Here is a 17,179-nt window from a genome sequence, read left to right as displayed (position 1 = left end):
AGGCCGGCTATGTATTTTACCAAGTAAACAGGTCTTGATTTAGACTTTGCAGTGCTTCCTTTTTGAATTTGGAATCTACCAAAACGGAAACGTTATGGCGACTTCCCCCGAAGGATACCATACGCACAGGATATTCTATGAGCGAATCAATCACGGATTGGATCGCTCCTTTGCTTTCGGAAACCATATTTCCAACGATACAAATAATCGTCTGATCTCTATCCACTTCTACACTACAGAATGTTCCAAGCTCTTCCAAAATATGTTCCAAATGACTTAAATCGTCAATTGTCACTGATACTGCCACTTCTGAAGTGGTAATCATATCGATCGGAGTTTTATATTTTTCGAAAATCTCAAACACCTTTCTCAAAAATCCATAAGCCAACAGCATGCGGCTGGATTTAATTTTGATTGCAGTGATCCCGTCTTTGGCAGCGATTGCTTTTACACCAACCGAATCCACTTCAGCTTTTATCAGCGTTCCATGAGCTTCAGGCTGCATGGTATTCAGCAATTTCACTGGTACGTTAAATTGCTGGGCTGGCCAGATAGATGCTGGGTGAAGGATTTTCGCTCCGAAGTAAGCAAGCTCGGCTGCTTCGTCAAAAGACATTTCTGCAATTGGACGTGTCTTATCCACGATACGAGGATCATTATTATGCATGCCGTCAATATCAGTCCATATCTCGCAAGCCGTAGCTTGGATTGCTGCTGCAACAAGTGAAGCCGTGTAATCAGATCCGCCACGTTTCAGGTTATCAACTTCATTCAGGTGGTTTTTGCAGATAAAACCCTGAGTGATAAAAATAGTGTCGTCAGGATGCTGGGAAAGAATTGCTTTAAGTTTATCAGAGATTTTCTGAAGTTCCGGCTCAGAATTCTCATCAATACTCATGAAATCCAAGGCAGAAAGGAATACCGCAGGGATCTCCAACTCCTCCAAAAGGGTATGAAATAGCTTGGTAGAAAGTAATTCTCCCTGAGCAAGAATATCGCGGTTAATAGCCTCGTTGAAAGAGATTCTCAAAAGTATATTCAAAAACTCAAAGTGCTCTTTGATGATCTCTTGAGCCTTTTCTCTTGCTGCTTCAGTCTTTACCAATTTTGGGTAAAAGTCATTGTAATGCGCATGAAGCTCATCGATTCTAGACTTTGCCAAAACTTTATCTGCAGCTGCTAGGGCTTCTCCAATGCTTACCAATGAATTGGTGGTACCGGAAAGAGCAGAAAGAACTACGACTTTTGATTCATCACCGCGGGTGATTAGGTCTTTTACCTGGTGCATGCGTTCTGGACGGCCCACGGATGTGCCTCCAAATTTCATGATTTTCATACTGTTGAAGATTATAGGTTAATAGGTTTTTGTCTTAGAATCCAAGCATTTTCACAGCTGTAATTGCTGCTTCGTCGCCTTTATTACCATGTTTTCCTCCAGCGCGATCCATGGCTTGCTGCTGAGTATTTGGGGTCAATACTCCAAAAATCACCGGCTTATTATATTTCAAGGCCACATTTGTAATCCCATGCGCCACCGCATCACAGATGAAATCAAAGTGCTTGGTTTCACCTTGGATGACACATCCTAAACAGATTACTGCGTCAATGCTTTCTTCTTGGGCTAGCCATTGAGCAGCAAGGGTTAGTTCAAATGATCCAGGAACATTCTTGCGAATGATGTTTTCTTTTTTTGCACCGTTTTCAATAAGTGTCTGGTATGCACCAGAATAAAGTGCTTCTGTCACGTCTTCATTCCATTCGGATACGATGATCCCAAAGGTTTTACCACTGATATCCTGAACGTTTTTAGAGGAATGTGCACTTAGGCTTTTAAGAGAAGTTGCCATATAGGATTGCTTTTAAAGTTTTTATTAGAGAACCAAGAATCAAGAGTCAGGATTTTTAGTATCAAGTATCAAGTATCAAGTATCAAGTATCAAGAGCCAAGGGGCTAGAAATAAGAACCAAGAATTTTAAACTGATAAATTTAGGTTAGGCTGCTGTTCGTTTTGGCAGTTTTTAGATCTGAGTAAAACAAAAAAAGAGTAAGACCGCAGGGCCTTACTCTTCTTAGTATGCTATATAAAAAGCATTACTTAGAGGCAAGACCTTCTAAGCGAGCTTTATGTTTTCGTGCAGCAGAAAATTCGAATGACTCGAAGTACTTTTCTTCGATCTCAGTATAGGCAGCGATTGCTTCAGGAATATTGCCGGCAGCTTCTTGAGCGATAGCAAGTTTGGTCAAATACTTGGGTGTGAAAAACTTGTTCTCATCATAGTCAGCCGCTTTTTTATAGTTGGCTATCGCCTGATCAGTATTACCAAGCTCCATGTTTGCATCACCGATTAGGGAATAAGCTTTTGCTTGTACCAAGAAGTCATCAGCTGAGAATTGCTCCAATTCACTGATTGCTTCTTCGTATTTTCTTTCAGAAAGGTAGATTGAACCAATGTAGAAATGCGCAAGATTTGCAGCATCAGTTCTTGGGTACTCATCTACGATATTAAGAAGTCCTGCATTGATACCGTCACCATTCAAAGCTAGTTGAACGCTGTCTTGCTCGTAGAAATACACCGCTTGGAACATTTCCTTCTGCGCTTCTTCATTTTGGTTTTGGTTATTGATTTGGAAAAATAAAATCCCTCCGATCAAAACCACTGCTGCGATTAATACTCCAGCTAGTACCTTACTATTCTGCTTTAAAAAAGTCTCACCTCTACTTAATCTAGATGCTATTTCGGAAGGATCTTCCAAAAGATCATTGTGATGCTCAGGGTGTACTCTTTTAGTTTGTTTCGTTGCCATGCTACTCAAATTTCAGCCGCAAATATACGGTTTTTATAATTTCTACAAAGCCCAATAAAAAAGCCATGAAAGCTTTCTGTCTTCATGGCTTTTAAGAGGTTATGTATTTGTTGATTTATTCCATCACAAAAGGATAGTCTTCCTGGATGTAAACATCCTTGAAAGCATCCTGTCCGTCAGGCCAAGGGGATTCTTCTGCAAATTTCACCGCATCGGTTACCTTTTGTTTTACGCCTTTTATGATTTCCTCAATCTCTTCTTCGCTGAGAATATTATTTTCCTTGATGGTTGCCAAAACCTGTTCTACCGGGTCACGCTGCTTGTATTCTTCCACTTCCTCCTTGGTTCTGTACTTCTGAGGATCGGACATGGAGTGTCCTTTGTAGCGGTAAGTTCTCATCTCAAGCAAAGTCGGGCCATCGCCTCGTCTTGCTCTGTCAGCAGCCTCAGCTACAGCTTCGTGAACGGCTTCCACATTCATCCCGTCCACTGCAAATGATGGCATGTCATAAGATTCTCCCAAAGTAGAAAGGTCTTCCACGTTAGAGGATCTCTTTACAGCAGTACCCATTGCATAGCCATTGTTTTCAATGACGAAGATCACAGGAGTCTTGTAAAGCATGGCCAAGTTTAACGCTTCATGAAAAGCTCCCTGACGAACAGCACCATCACCCATATAGCAAATTGCCAGGTTTTTGGTTCCTTTATATTTTTCGGCGAAGCCCATTCCAAGACCCATAGGAATTTGTGCTCCTACGATTCCGTGGCCTCCCATAAAGTTTTTCTCTTTGTCGAAAATGTGCATAGAACCACCTTTTCCTTTGGTAGTACCCGTAGCTTTACCGAAAAGCTCGGCCATAACAGCTCCTGGATCAGTACCCAATCCAAGTGGATGCGCATGACAACGATAAGCGGTAATCCACTTGTCGTCTTTGGTCAATGCTGAAATAGCTCCGGAAGCGCAAGCTTCCTGACCGATATATAAATGACAGAATCCTCTGATTTTTTGCTGACCGTAAAGTTGTCCAGCTTTCTCCTCGAACCTCCTCATTAAGAGCATGCTCTCGTACCAAAAGGTGTAGGTTTCCTTCGAATATTTTACTTTGGACTTCGTTGCTGCAGTTTTCTTTGCCATATCGTAATGATGAAAATATGCTAATTTTAGGATCCAAATATAATCAACCCGCCCTAAATAACAGGCTCCCTTCGAAATAATTACCCAATCTCATGCACCTGAAGTCTCTCGAACTCTTACAATTTAAAAATCACGAGAAGACCCGACTCCAATTTTCCCGTGAGATCAATTGCTTTGTAGGCTTGAATGGGAGCGGGAAAACCAATGTGCTGGATGGGATTCATTACCTGTCTTTGACCAAAAGCGCTGTGCAATCCAGCGATAGTCTTAACGTGCAGCACGAGAAAGATTTCTTTGCGATTAAAGGTCAATTTGAGCTTGCTGAGGAAAAGCAGCTTGAGGTGAGATGTACCGTAGAACTGGGGAAAAAGAAGCAGATCTACCAAAATGGAAAGGCACTGGCGAAAACTTCCGAGCATGTTGGACTGATTCCCTTGGTCTTAATTGCGCCGGATGATACAGAGCTGATCAAAGGAGGATCAGACGGAAGAAGAAAGTTTTTTGATGGACTGATTTCTCAGCTCGATCATGCATACTTGGATCAATTGATTCGATATCATCATTACCTAAAACAGCGGAATGCTTTACTGAAGAAGTTTGCCGAAACTGGAAGACGTGATCTGACCCTTTTGGATAGTTATGATTCTGAGTTAATCGAGCTTAGTATCGTCCTATCAGCAAGAAGAAATGAGCTTTTGACTGAGATGGCGCCTTTACTGCAAAGCCACTATTCAGAAATTTCCCAAGGTCAGGAATTGGTTAGCGTGATTTATGAGACTGAAGCTTTGCGAGCGGACTTTGAAGAGTATTTCAAAAGCCTTCGGAGAAAAGATATGATCACCAAAAATAGTAATGCAGGAATCCACAAAGATGATTTTGGATTTATGATCGGTGAGCATCCGATTCGGAAGATTGGTAGCCAGGGACAGCAAAAATCCTATATTATTTCTCTGAAATTGGCTCAATTTCAGATTTTCGAGAAGGAAAAAGGAGAAAAGCCAATTCTCTTACTGGATGACATTTTTGATAAGCTAGATGATCTAAGAATTGCTCAAATGATGCAGCTAATATCCCAGCATACCTTTGGGCAGATTTTTTTGACCGATGCGAGACCGGAGAGGTCAAAGAAGATACTTTCAAAGTTGGACTCTGAGGTAGTTTTCTTTTCGTTGGAGGATGGTGTTGTCAATACAAAGCCATAAAAAAAGGAGCCGAAGCTCCTTTATCTTATTTCCATAGATCAGCCGGATATTCACCGGCATCATGTAATTTTTTCAGTGAATCTATCACCACAGGTTTATCTTCTGTGTAGGTGACGCCAAACCAAGTCTTACCACCTTCCAAAATATCAAAGGCTGCTTCATCAGCTTTGATCAGGTTGTTGGCAACGGTTGGGATGTAGAATTCCGATTTTAGATTATCGAGGTTAGCTGGAAGAAAGTCATTCCACATTTTCTCAATATCAGCAAAAACAGCTGGGTGAAAACCCCAAAAGTTCATGCTTACTGGAGTTCCTTCAGTGATTTCTAAAGTTTCTCCTTCCCCTTTGCTTACTATTTTATCTCCTTCACGAGCGATAGAAGTTCTCTCTACCATGCCTGTCAGATGCCCCTTCTCATTGGTTTCGCAGACCCCACGGCTTACGGTACCATTTTCTGAAAGAACATTTTGTATTGCATAGCCTACCATCGCGTGCAGGTCTGATTTTACCTCAGTTGTGAGGAATTTGCCGATAGCTTCAAAAGCTTCTTTTCCGTAGAAATCATCTGCATTGATGACAGCGAAAGGCTCTTTTATTACGTCTTTCGCACAAAGCATTGCATGAGCCGTCCCAAAGGGTTTCTTACGATCGGCTTGCTTCAATTCTGCAGGTACAAAACTATCAAGGGACTGAATTACAAAGTCAACTTCAATCTTGCCCTCAAGTTTTGGAAGAAATTTTTCTTTGGCGACTTCGAGGATTTCTTCGCGGACGATGAATACAACTTTGCCAAATCCAGCTCTAATCGCATCAAAAATTGAATATTCAAGGATAGTCTCTCCATTAGGGCCAAATCCATCGATTTGCTTATTTCCGCCATAGCGGCTCCCCATTCCTGCAGCAAGTAATAAAAGTGTTGGTTTCTGGTTCATAGTAGGTTTTATAAATCGAAGGCAAAAATAAGTGTTTATGTTAGGAGGGCAAGGGAATGTACCTCTTTCAAGAAATTCACTCGGTTTTGATTTAAACTTGAATTTGAGGGTTTGCTATTTTATGGATCAGTTATAGGCTTTCATTTCTTCCATAAATAAAGAATACTAGGTGTCTCATTTCAGAATTGGGTAAAAAATTACCCATAATATGAATTAATTTAATTTTCTGTTTAGTTTTATGCCATTAATTCAAAAAACCATTAAACCCATTGAAAAAATGAAAAAAATTGAAGCGATTATCAGGACTTCCCGCTTTGACCAGATCCACACCTGTGTGGCTGCTCTTGGAGTGAAGTTTCTCACCTTTTATGAGGTGAAAGGTATGGGCTTGGAGCATGCCAGGCTTGAAATGTACCGTGGCGTTCCTTATGAGCCGGCATATATTCCTAGAACCAAAATTGAAATCGTCACGGTAGAGGAATTGGTGGAGCCTGTGATCAACTGTATCCTCACTGAGGGTAAAACTGGTCAGGTAGGAGACGGAAAGATCTTCGTCTATGATGTGCTGGAAGCTTATCGAATCAGAAACAGCGATACTGGCGAGCAGGCACTTTAATTTTACTCATTTATCCACCGAACCTATTTTATCAAATGCAAGACTTATTTACCGTCAATAACTTATGGATGATGATTGCCACTACCATGGTTTTCCTCATGCACTTGGGCTTTGCCAGCTTAGAAGCTGGTTTGACTCGCTCAAAAAATACCGTTAACATCCTATTCAAAAATACTATTATTCCTGCCATCGGGCTTTTGACTTACGCTTTTGTCGGATTTAACCTGATGTACCCAGGAGCAGAATATGCTGGCTCCTTCTTCGGGTTTGCAGGTTTTGGACTTACGCTTCCGGAAGGTTGGGACACGAGCAATTATAACGCTGGCTATACCTACTTTACCGATTTTATTTTCCAGGCCATGTTTGCAGCTACAGCAGCTACTATAGTATCTGGAGCTGTTGCTGAGCGAGTAAAGCTTGGGCCATTTATCTTTTTCTCCTTTCTATATGTAGGGATTTGCTATCCTATCGTAGGGATGTGGAAATGGGGTGGTGGATTCCTAAATACACTTGAGACACCTTTTTATGATTTTGCAGGATCTACGATTGTCCATTCAGTGGGTGGATGGGGAGCGCTGATTGGCGCTGCACTTTTAGGCCCTAGAATAGGCAAATATACTTCCAGAGGAATGACTGCGATTCCTGGCCATAACATTCCACTGGCTACACTTGGCGTGTTCTTGCTGTGGTTCGGATGGTTTGGATTCAATGGCGGATCAGTATTAAGTGCAGATCCGGGATTGGTTTCCAAAGTGTTTGTGACTACGAGTTTGGCTGCTGCCGCAGGAGCTTTCGGAGCATTGATAGTTTCTTATTTGATGTTTAAGACCTACGATATCACCATGGTATTGAATGGTATTTTGGCTGGCCTGGTAGGTATTACTGCTGGAGCTGACCAAATGGGGGTTAATTCTTCAATTATCATCGGACTGATTGGTGGAGGTTTGATTGTGCTAGCTGTAGTCTTCTTTGACAAGATCAAAGTTGATGATCCTGTGGGTGCGATTTCAGTTCACCTAGTTGGTGGAATTTGGGGTACATTAGCCGTAGGCATATTTGGGGATTTGGCTAGCGTAAGCCAGTTTTTCTCCCAATTGATAGGAGTAGCTGCCGTTGGTGTGTTCTGTGTGATTTTTGCTGGTGTGATTTTCTTTGTGATGAAAAAGACCGTTGGCATCCGAGTAGATGAAGCAGAAGAAACTGAAGGTTTGGATATCAATGAGCACAGCATGCGTGCTTATCCTGACTTTGCTACAAAAGATTAAAAAAATACCAACTACCATATATGAAAAAGCCCCGGTCCAAAAATGGTCGGGGCTTTCTTTTAAAATGCTGGTTCGAAATACCGATTGAGAATTACCTGATGCACTTTGCCAAACATCTGGTAGCACCAATCTTTGAATTCCTGAATTTCAGTGGGTGAAATTAATCTTAATCCCTTTCTCAGCTCACGTTCAAACAAATACTTGGAAAAGCTGACCTTTTGTAAGATAGTCTTCACATATTCGATCATAGTCTAAAGAGTTTAAGGTTTTAACTGATTTTAAGTTTCAATACGGAGGCATTTCTCTAGATGTTGCGTTATTTTAGAAATCAAAGAGTAGAATATTCCCTATTTTCGCAATCATGATTAAAACGCTTGTCCGATTCATTTTCGTATGTAGCTTTTTCCTAGTTACAGGAATGGCTAAAGCTCAGGAAGTTCAAATTGAGCTTGGACCTGCTGAGATCGGGTTGAATGAAACTTTCACTATCAAAGTAACCCTCAGCAACGAAAAAATCAAATCTTACGATCAGTTTCCAGATATCCCGAGTTTCCAAAAGCAGGGAATTTCCCAATCCTCGTCTATGAACCTCATCAACGGGCAGATGAGTAGCTCAAATAGTATCATTCAATATTACAAACCAAGCAGAAAAGGTGATTTCACGCTGCCTTCTTTCGAGCTCACGATCAATGGCCAGGCCTATTCTTCACCAGGAAAAAAAATAGCTGTTGGTGATGCTACAAGTTCCAATACTAGCCGAGGATCAGCTACAGATCCATTTGCCGATTTTTTTGGGAGATCAGCTGTAGAAGATCCAGAATATGTGGAGCTAGAGGATGATGCTTTTTTCTCGGTTTCTGTGGATAAAGAGGAGGTTTATCAAGGAGAGGGAGTTAATGTGAGTCTGGCTTTTTACATGTCTGAATCCAATCAGGCCCCTTTTAATTTTCACGAGCCAGGCAGGCAGCTGGATGATATTTTGAAGAAAATCAAGCCTACCAATGCCTGGGAAGAAAACTTCAATATCAGTAATATAGATCCTGAGCAGGTGACTATTAATGGTAAAAGGTGGACAAAGTTTAAGGTGTATGAGGCTACTTTTTTTCCTTTTTCCGAAGGAGAAATTACTATCCCACGAATTCCTTGGGAGATGATCAAATACAAAATTGCCAAGAACCCGACTTTCTTTGGAGCAAACAGACAAGAGGATTTCAAAACCTTTTATTCCAATCCAAAGACGATCAAGGTCAAGCCTCTACCTCCTCATCCGCTCAAAAATGAGGTTAGCGTAGGCCAATTTCAGCTAAGAGAAAACATTACAAACATAGAAGTAGAGACTGGACAGGGCTTTGATTATAATTTTGGCGTAAGCGGAGTTGGGAATATCAATGCGGTGTCTGCGCCAAAAAGAATACCTACAGCGAATTTGAATACGTATGATCCTAATGTCCGCCAGCAGATAAATCGTGGCTACGGACGGGTTTCCGGTATTAAGGAATTCAATTACTACATCACGATAAATGAGGCAGGAGCTGTAGATCTATCGAAGAATTTCGAATGGGTTTATTTTGACCCAGAGCGTGCTGTGTATGATACATTAAGACCTGAAGCTAAAATCACAGTGGTTGGTGAGAGTAAAGTCAATCAGGCGATTTCTAGTCAGCGATTAGGTGGACTTTATGATCGCATTTCCACCGAAGACAACAGGTTTTTAAACGAGAAATATAAATACTATTTTACGGTCGCAATCAACGTTTTCCTGCTGATAGCAGTAGCATTGTTGGCTATTTTGATAATTAGAAAGAGATAATGGGCAATTCATTTGGGAAGCTATTCAAGATCACCACTTTCGGTGAATCACATGGACTAGCTTTAGGGGTAATCATCGAAGGCTGCCCGGCAGGACTGAAAATAGACGAAGCGAAACTCATTGCAGAGATGCAAAGAAGGAAGCCTGGTCAATCTAAAATTACCACTCAACGCAAGGAAGAAGACGAGTTTGAGATCAAGTCCGGAGTTTTTGAAGGTGTCACTACCGGAACTCCTATTGGGATTGTCATCAATAACTCAGATCAAAAAAGTAAGGATTACTCTCATATATCAGATAAATTTCGCCCTTCTCACGCTGACTTCACCTACTTTGAGAAGTACGGATTGAGAGACTACAGAGGTGGAGGTAGAAGTTCTGCAAGGGAAACTGCGGCTCGTGTTGTTGCGGGAGCTATCGCAAAACAGCTTTTGGAAACAAAGGGAATCTCAATTCAGGCTTATGTGTCCCAGGTTGGAGAGTTGAAGTTGGAGAAAAGTCATGAAGAGCTTGACTTAGCAAAAGCAGAGGAGAATATCGTAAGATGTCCAGATCCTGCAGTTGCAGAGGAAATGATCGAACTGATCGATTCGGTGCGAAAAGATCGGGATACCATTGGCGGAGTGGTGAGCTGTGTGATCCAGAATACACCCGTTGGAATCGGTGAACCTGTATTTGACAGACTTCACGCTGAGCTGGGTAAAGCCATGCTAAGCATCAATGCTGTCAAAGGCTTCGAATATGGAAGTGGATTCGAGGGTGTGAAAATGCGTGGATCTGCCCACAATGATGTTTTTTTCCAGGAAGGAGAAAAAGTAAGAACGAAAACCAACCATTCTGGAGGAATTCAAGGTGGTATTTCGAATGGTGAGGATATCTATTTCAATGTGGCATTTAAGCCAGTGGCTACGATCATGACGGATCAGGATTCTCTTAACGAAGCCGGTGAAGCAGTGGTAGTTTCCGGTAAAGGGCGTCATGACCCTTGCGTAGTGCCTAGAGCTGTACCGATTGTGGAAGCAATGGCCGCTTTAGTCATAGCTGATTATATTTTGTTAGCAAAAACCAATAAACTGCAAGACTTCTAACCCAGATATATATGTTTAAAAAGATACCCTTACATACCCAAATTATCATCGGACTTGTTCTGGGGTTGATTTTTGGCTTAGTGGTTATTAAAACTGCAATTCCCAATTCTTTTACATTAGATTATATCAAACCATTTGGGACCATTTTTATCAATGGTCTAAAGATGATTGCAGTGCCACTCGTGTTGGCATCTTTGATCGTTGGTGTTTCCAATCTTGGTGATATTTCCAAATTGAGTAGGATAGGCGGGAAAACTATCGGCACCTATCTAGTCACCACTGTTCTTGCAGTGACAATTGGCCTTGTGTTGGTGAATGTTTTCAAACCAGGCAAAAGTCTTCCTCCTGAAACGAGGGAGAATCTAATGAGTTTGTATGAAGGTGACGCTGGCTCCAGAGTAGGTCAAGCGGCAGAATTGCAAAAGCAAAGTCCTTTGCAACCATTGGTCGATATCGTTCCTGATAACGTTTTCAGAGCCACGACAGATAATGCGGCCATGCTGCAAGTTGTGTTTTTTGCAATACTTGTTGGGATAGCATTATTGCAAATCCCCAAGGGTAAAGCTGCTCCTGTGATCGCATTTTTCGATGGGATGAATGATGTGATAATCCAGATCGTGAATTACATCATGATGATTGCACCTTTTGGTGTTTTTGCTTTGATGGCATCCTTGATTGTAGAGATAGCAGGAGAAAACCCTGATTCCGCAGTGCAATTATTGATGGCCTTATTGAAATACAGTTTAGTTGTTTTGGGAGGGCTCTTCACCATGATTTTAGTCGTCTATCCATTGATTTTGATGGCGTTCACAAAAGTGAAATACAAGGATTTCTTCAAAGCAATCAGACCAGCTCAATTGCTGGCTTTTTCTACCAGTTCAAGTTCTGCTACCCTTCCTGTTACGATGAAGCAAGTGGAGGAAGAGTTAGGAGTCTCAGAGGAGGTTTCCAGTTTCGTTCTGCCTTTAGGAGCAACGGTGAATATGGATGGAACCAGCCTTTATCAAGGTGTGGCAGCGGTATTTATAGCGCAGGCATTGGGTATGGAATTGACTTTGACGCAGCAGTTGATGATTGTTTTAACCGCTACGCTAGCTTCAATCGGATCTGCAGGAGTTCCTGGAGCTGGATTGATTATGTTGATTATTGTTCTGGAGTCGATTGGTGTTCCAGCCGCTGGTATTGCATTGATTATCGCTCCAGATCGTATTTTGGATATGTTCCGAACTGTGGTCAATGTCACTGGTGATGCGACTGTTTGTACGATTGTAGCGAGTACAGAGGGGGAATTACCAGATGGATTGATTAGAAAATCTAATCCGTTGACACCGAATGAGTAAGTAGATCTAAATTGAGGGTGAAATATGCATAAACAACGTATTTACATTGACACCTCAATAGTAGGCGGTTACTTTGATGAAGAATTTAAAGATGTCACTAGGTCCTTTTTCAGAATGTTTGAAGAGGGAGAAGTTAGTTTTGTTATCTCGGATCTTGTATTGCTTGAATTATTAAATGCTCCTGATAGAGTAAAGCATTTACTTTCTTCTTTTGGTAAAGACGTTTTTGAGAAAGTTGAATTAACACGGGAGGCGGTTGATTTGGCAGATGCTTACATAAGCGAAAAAGTAGTTGGAAAAACGAGTCTTGAGGACTGTAGGCATATTGCTCTCGCAACTATTCACAAAGTTGATGTGTTGGCAAGTTGGACCTTTAAACATATTGTTAATCTTCAAAGGATAAATGGTTATAACTCAGTAAATCTTAAATTGGGTTATCCCGTTATTGAAATTAGAAGTCCCAAAGATTTGATTAGCTATGAAGACTAATAAGGAAAAAAAAATTCGATGCAGTTAAAATGATGCGTCAAGCAAGAGAGAAAATTTCTGAGGAAACCTTAAATATGAATTTTGAACAGTTAAAAGAATATATAGCTCAGAAACTTTTAAAAGACACTATTGAGATACCGACAAAGTAACACCATGTGAAAATGGTCCCGACAGCTCTGACGGGGCCATTTTTTGGTTATATATTATTCTATAATTGAAAAATCCGAAATGATTTTGTCATCGAGGGAAATTAGTTTCTATTAGGTATAAAATCACTTTATCAATTTCATTCATTTATTATTTAACTTAACAGCATGGAAACTATTGTAATAGAAGTCGAAAGTAGCGAAAGATCTAAGGAAATAAAGACTGCTTTAAAGGCTCTGAATATTAAGTTCTTTGCTTCTGATGGTGGTGAGGAATCAAAAATAATTGCAGAAAGTGTGGCGCAGGGTTACAAAGAAATGCTTGATGTGAAAGCGGGTAAGCTTAATGCTAAAGATGCTAGAGACTTAATTGACTAGCAGTGGCTTATAAAGTCAAATCTGTACCTGAATTCGAAAAGGAGCTTAAAAAGCTATTTAAGAAGTATTATTCGCTTAAATCAGAATACCTTAAGTTGGTAGAAAAACTTGAAGTTAATCCTACAGAAGGCATTCCACTTTTTAAAAATTGTTATAAATCTGGTTGTCGATTGCTTCAAAAGGGAAAGGGAAGTCTGGAGGCGCAAGAGTGATAACCAATTTTGCTATTACTGAGGATACGGTTTATTTGCTTTCCATTTATGATAAATCTGACCAAGAAAATATTACTGATGCTTATATTAGAGCACTACTAAATGACCTCGATCAATAAGATTTTTATTGCTTGTTATGATAAAAAAATGGTCCCGACAGCTCTGACGGGACCATTTTTATTTTTATTAATGAATGATTTTTACTTCAAACTCCCCGTCATTTCTTCAGGCTTCACCCACTCAGTAAATTGCTCTGAAGTCAATAGGTTAAGTGCAATTGCTGCTTCTCTTAAGCTTGATCCTTCCTTATGTGCTTTCTTGGCAATCGCAGCAGCATTTTCATAGCCAATGTGTGGATTCAAAGCAGTCACTAGCATCAGTGAATTCTCCAAATGTCTCTGGATCATCGCCGTATTTGGCTCGATTCCAACTGCACAATGGTCGTTGAACGATACACATGCATCGCCGATAAGTCTGGCGGAAGTAAGGAAATTAGAAGCGATCAATGGCTTGAATACGTTCAATTCAAAGTGACCATTTGATCCGCCTATTGAAACAGCCACATCATTCCCCATTACCTGAGCAGCAACCATCGTCAAGGCTTCCACTTGTGTTGGATTTACTTTGCCTGGCATAATAGAAGACCCTGGCTCATTTTCAGGAATCAAAATCTCTCCTATTCCAGATCTTGGACCGGAAGAAAGCATTCTCACGTCATTTGCAATTTTCATCAGAGAAACTGCCAATTGCTTCAAAGCTCCATGAGATTCCACCATGGCATCGTGAGCAGCAAGTGCTTCAAATTTATTTTCAGCTGTCACGAATGGCTGTCCAGAAAGCTCAGCGATTTTCTTTGCAACTAGCTCAGAATATCCTCTTGGAGTATTAAGACCAGTTCCTACAGCTGTTCCTCCCAATGCTAATTCAGAAAGGTGCGATAAGGTGTTTTTCAAAGCTTTTAAGCCATGATTTAACTGGGCTACATATCCACTAAACTCCTGACCTAAGGTAAGAGGAGTAGCATCCATGAAGTGTGTACGGCCGATTTTCACTACATCTTTGAAAGCTTCAGCTTTTTGGGCAAGCGTATCTCTAAGTTTCTCAACTCCAGGAATCGTAGTTTCCATCACCATTTTGTAAGCAGCGATGTGCATAGCAGTAGGATAGGTGTCATTGGAAGACTGAGACTTGTTTACATCGTCATTAGGATGGATTTTCTTTTTGGCATCTTCCAAAGAACCACCAAGAAGCACATGCGCGCGGTAGGCGATTACTTCATTAGAATTCATGTTGGACTGCGTACCAGAGCCTGTCTGCCAGATGACCAAAGGAAATTGATCGTCGTGCTTCCCTTCCAGGATTTCATCACAAACGGTGCTGATAATATCAGCCTTTTCCTGATCCAAAACGCCAAGTTCAGCATTGGTCTGAGCAGCCGCTTTTTTCAAAATCGCAAAAGCTTTAGTGATTTCAATCGGCATGCGGTTTTTCTCGCCACCGATTTTGAAATTGTTAATGGATCTTTGGGTCTGTGCGCCCCAGTATTTGTCAGCAGGCACCTCTACAGGCCCCATGGTGTCTTTTTCTATGCGGATGCTCATATTGTATGTTTTATTGATTCTTTTTTTGCGGGGCTAAATTAACCCCAAAAGCCATTTTTCCCTAAAAATAGAATGGCTAATCCTTCATCTGGAAATTGATCAGCTGGTGAAAGACTTTGCGCGAAGCGCTCACCTGCCGATTGAAGAAATACATTGCTACGATATAATTTACCAAACCTAGTGCGAAGCAGATGGCGGCATAGCCATAATTAGGAAGGGCAAAACAATAATATCCGGTAAAGGAAAGTAATATGACAGACCAGAATGCGATGAAAAAAAGCGCGCCAGGAAACAGGCGGTAGTTGATGAAGAGAATACATCCGCGCTGCGTAGTTTCGATCTTCCCCAAAATCAAAGGTAGAAATGTGTCTGCCCTGTCCACAACTTTGGATATTCTGAATCCATTCTGTCCCACCAATCCATTGAAAAGTACATCTTTCTTGGCTTGAGTTCTCGGATTCAGGTAATTGACTTCCCTTGTCACACGATTCAAGTGGCTTAGCACCTCTTCTTTGGAAAGAGCACTGACTAAGGTTTCGCTATCGTATGGCAGGAGGTTCAAGGTTTTTATTTGACGGCAATGCAGGATATTTCTACATTGACATTTTTAGGGAGTTTACTTACTTCTACGGTTTCACGCGCAGGAGGATTTGATTTGAAGTACTGTCCATAGGCTTCATTGATCGTGCCAAATTCATCCATGTTTTTTATAAAAATGCTGCACTTCACAATGTCATGAAATGTGAAATCAGCAGCTCTAAGTACTGCTTCCAGGTTTTTCATCACCGCATGAGTTTCCTCGGTGATATTCTCATTGATCAATTCTCCTGTCTCAGCGTCAAGTGCGATTTGTCCGGACACGTAAAGCGAGTTACCAGCCAAAACAGCTTGAGAATATGGCCCTATCGGCGCCGGAGCTTCACTTGTGAATATGATTTTGTTCATTGGATTCTTATTTTTCTTTCTGTCACGTCCTGATTTTACTTTTCACTTTTTACCTTTTACTTCTTACCACTTACAAATTTTACTTTGATTTCGCTTCATTCCAATACACATCCATCTCCGCTAAAGTCATTTCACTCAAAGTTTTTCCAGAATTCTTTGCCGCAGATTCCAAATACTGAAACCGCTTGATGAATTTTTTATTTGTTCGTTCCAAAGCTTCCTCTGGATTGATGTCGATAAATCTGGCATAATTAATCAAGGAAAATAAAAGGTCGCCGAATTCTCCACTGGCTTTTTCGGGATCGATTTCCCTTTCGTCTGCCACATTGAATTCTTCTTTGAACTCCTGCATTTCCTCTTCCACTTTTTCCCAGACTTGGCTTTTTTCTTCCCAATCGAACCCAACACCACGAGCTTTTTCCTGAATCCGCATCGCTTTGATCAGTGCAGGAAGTGATTTTGGAACTCCTCCGAGGACGGATTTATTACCTTTCTCGGTGAGTTTTATTTTCTCCCAATTTTGCTTCACAGCCTCCTCGTCCTCAGCTTGCGTGTCTCCATAAATATGGGGATGTCTTCTGATGAGTTTGTCACAAAGCGCATCGATCATGGTCTTTATATCGAAGTTGCCTTCCTCAGATCCGATTCTGGCATAAAACACAATATGAAGGAGAATATCACCCAATTCTTTTTTGATCTCATCAGGATCGCCTTCGAGAATTGCATCAGAAAGCTCAAAAGTTTCCTCTATGGTCAAATGTCTGAGACTTTCTGTCGTTTGTTTTTTGTCCCAGGGACATTGCTCCCTGAGTTCATCCATGATCGTAAGTAATCTGTCAAATGCTGCCAATTTCTCGGCTCGGGTGCTCAAATTTGTCATGGGTGAGGAAACTATGCTAGGTTTGTGGACGTTTTCGGTGGAAAGCCTTAAATTTACGCAAATTTATTCGTTATGATTACCGTATTTATTACCCTTGGTTTCGTTGCCTTATTCTTCATTTTGATGTCGGTAAGGCTCATTTTCCTCAAAAACGGCGAATTCAAAGGTACTTGTGCCTCCCAAAGTCCCTTTCTTAATAAAGAAGGAGCGACCTGCGGCTTCTGTGGTAAGACCATGGATGGTGATACCAGCTGTGGTAATCCAGACAATGAAGTCGATAAGGTCATGGCCAAATTCAAATAAAAGAAACCCTGCTTCCTGACGGGATTCACTAGTTT

21 protein-coding genes are annotated in these 17,179 nt (G+C 41.1%); 11 read left to right on the top strand and 10 right to left on the bottom strand.

Features of this window, described 5'->3' with window-relative positions; all coding sequences use genetic code 11:
* Positions 1-16 precede the first annotated feature (16 nt).
* The 4 genes from BM386_RS07680 to pdhA all read right to left on the bottom strand — a co-directional run bounded on the left by BM386_RS07680 (position 17) and on the right by pdhA (position 3,941).
* Positions 17-1,336, bottom strand: a complete 1,320-nt coding sequence (locus BM386_RS07680; protein ID WP_091692474.1) for an aspartate kinase — start codon at positions 1,334-1,336, stop codon at positions 17-19.
* 34 nt (positions 1,337-1,370) lie between these two features.
* Complete coding sequence (gene ribH, locus BM386_RS07675; protein WP_091692473.1) at positions 1,371-1,847, bottom strand: 6,7-dimethyl-8-ribityllumazine synthase; 477 nt, start codon at positions 1,845-1,847, stop codon at positions 1,371-1,373.
* A gap of 245 nt (positions 1,848-2,092) precedes the next feature.
* Positions 2,093-2,806: a tetratricopeptide repeat protein gene (locus BM386_RS07670; protein ID WP_091692472.1), complete on the bottom strand. Its 714-nt coding sequence runs from the start codon at positions 2,804-2,806 to the stop codon at positions 2,093-2,095.
* Positions 2,807-2,921: 115 nt separating this feature from the next.
* Complete coding sequence (pdhA, locus tag BM386_RS07665; RefSeq protein WP_091692471.1) at positions 2,922-3,941, bottom strand: pyruvate dehydrogenase (acetyl-transferring) E1 component subunit alpha; 1,020 nt, start codon at positions 3,939-3,941, stop codon at positions 2,922-2,924.
* A 92-nt stretch (positions 3,942-4,033) separates the two neighbouring features.
* Here pdhA and recF point away from each other — a divergent pair, with 92 nt between their 5' ends.
* Positions 4,034-5,143 (top strand): DNA replication/repair protein RecF, encoded by a 1,110-nt coding sequence (gene recF, locus BM386_RS07660; protein WP_091692470.1) that lies wholly within the window; start codon positions 4,034-4,036, stop codon positions 5,141-5,143.
* Between the two features lie 25 nt (positions 5,144-5,168).
* Here recF and BM386_RS07655 read toward each other — a convergent pair whose 3' ends face one another.
* Positions 5,169-6,074: a nucleotidyltransferase family protein gene (locus tag BM386_RS07655; RefSeq protein WP_091692469.1), complete on the bottom strand. Its 906-nt coding sequence runs from the start codon at positions 6,072-6,074 to the stop codon at positions 5,169-5,171.
* 277 nt (positions 6,075-6,351) lie between these two features.
* Here BM386_RS07655 and BM386_RS07650 point away from each other — a divergent pair, with 277 nt between their 5' ends.
* Both BM386_RS07650 and BM386_RS07645 read left to right on the top strand, forming a co-directional pair.
* Positions 6,352-6,690 carry a P-II family nitrogen regulator gene (locus tag BM386_RS07650; protein ID WP_091692884.1) on the top strand — a complete coding sequence of 113 codons (339 nt, stop codon included), beginning with the start codon at positions 6,352-6,354 and terminating at the stop codon, positions 6,688-6,690.
* 35 nt (positions 6,691-6,725) lie between these two features.
* Positions 6,726-7,955 (top strand): ammonium transporter, encoded by a 1,230-nt coding sequence (locus tag BM386_RS07645; protein ID WP_091692468.1) that lies wholly within the window; start codon positions 6,726-6,728, stop codon positions 7,953-7,955.
* 59 nt (positions 7,956-8,014) lie between these two features.
* On the opposite strand, the gene BM386_RS07640 is transcribed toward BM386_RS07645, so the two are convergent.
* Positions 8,015-8,203 (bottom strand): hypothetical protein, encoded by a 189-nt coding sequence (locus BM386_RS07640; protein ID WP_091692467.1) that lies wholly within the window; start codon positions 8,201-8,203, stop codon positions 8,015-8,017.
* A 113-nt stretch (positions 8,204-8,316) separates the two neighbouring features.
* On the opposite strand from BM386_RS07640, the gene BM386_RS07635 reads away from it, so the two are divergent.
* From BM386_RS07635 to BM386_RS23915, 7 genes are all read left to right on the top strand, one after another.
* A complete protein-coding gene (locus BM386_RS07635) occupies positions 8,317-9,765 on the top strand; it encodes a BatD family protein (RefSeq protein ID WP_091692466.1) in 1,449 nt (482 codons plus the stop codon).
* Positions 9,765-10,850: a chorismate synthase gene (gene aroC, locus BM386_RS07630; protein ID WP_091692465.1), complete on the top strand. Its 1,086-nt coding sequence runs from the start codon at positions 9,765-9,767 to the stop codon at positions 10,848-10,850. The genes BM386_RS07635 and aroC overlap by 1 nt, the downstream gene beginning before the upstream one ends.
* An 11-nt stretch (positions 10,851-10,861) precedes the next feature.
* Positions 10,862-12,190: a dicarboxylate/amino acid:cation symporter gene (locus tag BM386_RS07625; protein WP_091692464.1), complete on the top strand. Its 1,329-nt coding sequence runs from the start codon at positions 10,862-10,864 to the stop codon at positions 12,188-12,190.
* Positions 12,191-12,214: 24 nt separating this feature from the next.
* Positions 12,215-12,679, top strand: a complete 465-nt coding sequence (locus BM386_RS07620) for a PIN domain-containing protein (RefSeq protein WP_091692463.1) — start codon at positions 12,215-12,217, stop codon at positions 12,677-12,679.
* A gap of 314 nt (positions 12,680-12,993) precedes the next feature.
* Positions 12,994-13,203: a DUF2683 family protein gene (locus BM386_RS07615; RefSeq protein ID WP_091692462.1), complete on the top strand. Its 210-nt coding sequence runs from the start codon at positions 12,994-12,996 to the stop codon at positions 13,201-13,203.
* A 2-nt stretch (positions 13,204-13,205) separates the two neighbouring features.
* Positions 13,206-13,415 carry a hypothetical protein gene (locus tag BM386_RS23920; RefSeq protein WP_244545490.1) on the top strand — a complete coding sequence of 70 codons (210 nt, stop codon included), beginning with the start codon at positions 13,206-13,208 and terminating at the stop codon, positions 13,413-13,415.
* Positions 13,412-13,534, top strand: coding sequence for a hypothetical protein (locus BM386_RS23915; protein WP_244545487.1), 123 nt, complete (start codon positions 13,412-13,414; stop codon positions 13,532-13,534). Before BM386_RS23920 ends, BM386_RS23915 begins: the two co-directional genes overlap by 4 nt.
* A gap of 81 nt (positions 13,535-13,615) precedes the next feature.
* Here the strand turns inward: BM386_RS23915 and fumC are convergent, their stop codons facing one another.
* The 4 genes from fumC to mazG all read right to left on the bottom strand — a co-directional run bounded on the left by fumC (position 13,616) and on the right by mazG (position 16,841).
* Positions 13,616-15,016: a class II fumarate hydratase gene (fumC, locus tag BM386_RS07605; RefSeq protein ID WP_091692461.1), complete on the bottom strand. Its 1,401-nt coding sequence runs from the start codon at positions 15,014-15,016 to the stop codon at positions 13,616-13,618.
* A gap of 76 nt (positions 15,017-15,092) precedes the next feature.
* The gene (locus BM386_RS07600) at positions 15,093-15,578 is read right to left on the bottom strand and encodes a hypothetical protein (protein WP_091692460.1); all 486 of its coding nucleotides are present in this window, start codon (positions 15,576-15,578) and stop codon (positions 15,093-15,095) included.
* A 5-nt stretch (positions 15,579-15,583) separates the two neighbouring features.
* Positions 15,584-15,961: a RidA family protein gene (locus BM386_RS07595; protein WP_091692459.1), complete on the bottom strand. Its 378-nt coding sequence runs from the start codon at positions 15,959-15,961 to the stop codon at positions 15,584-15,586.
* A 79-nt stretch (positions 15,962-16,040) separates the two neighbouring features.
* Positions 16,041-16,841: a nucleoside triphosphate pyrophosphohydrolase gene (gene mazG, locus BM386_RS07590; protein ID WP_091692458.1), complete on the bottom strand. Its 801-nt coding sequence runs from the start codon at positions 16,839-16,841 to the stop codon at positions 16,041-16,043.
* Positions 16,842-16,913: 72 nt separating this feature from the next.
* Here mazG and BM386_RS07585 point away from each other — a divergent pair, with 72 nt between their 5' ends.
* Entirely contained in the window at positions 16,914-17,144 is a 231-nt protein-coding gene (locus tag BM386_RS07585) for a hypothetical protein (RefSeq protein ID WP_091692457.1), read from the top strand.
* Positions 17,145-17,179 lie beyond the last annotated feature (35 nt).

This window comes from Algoriphagus locisalis (genome assembly GCF_900116615.1).
GTDB lineage: Bacteria > Bacteroidota > Bacteroidia > Cytophagales > Cyclobacteriaceae > Algoriphagus > Algoriphagus locisalis.
The sequence above is the reverse complement of the archived record's forward strand: the minus strand, read 5'-3'. Positions and strand labels throughout refer to the sequence as shown.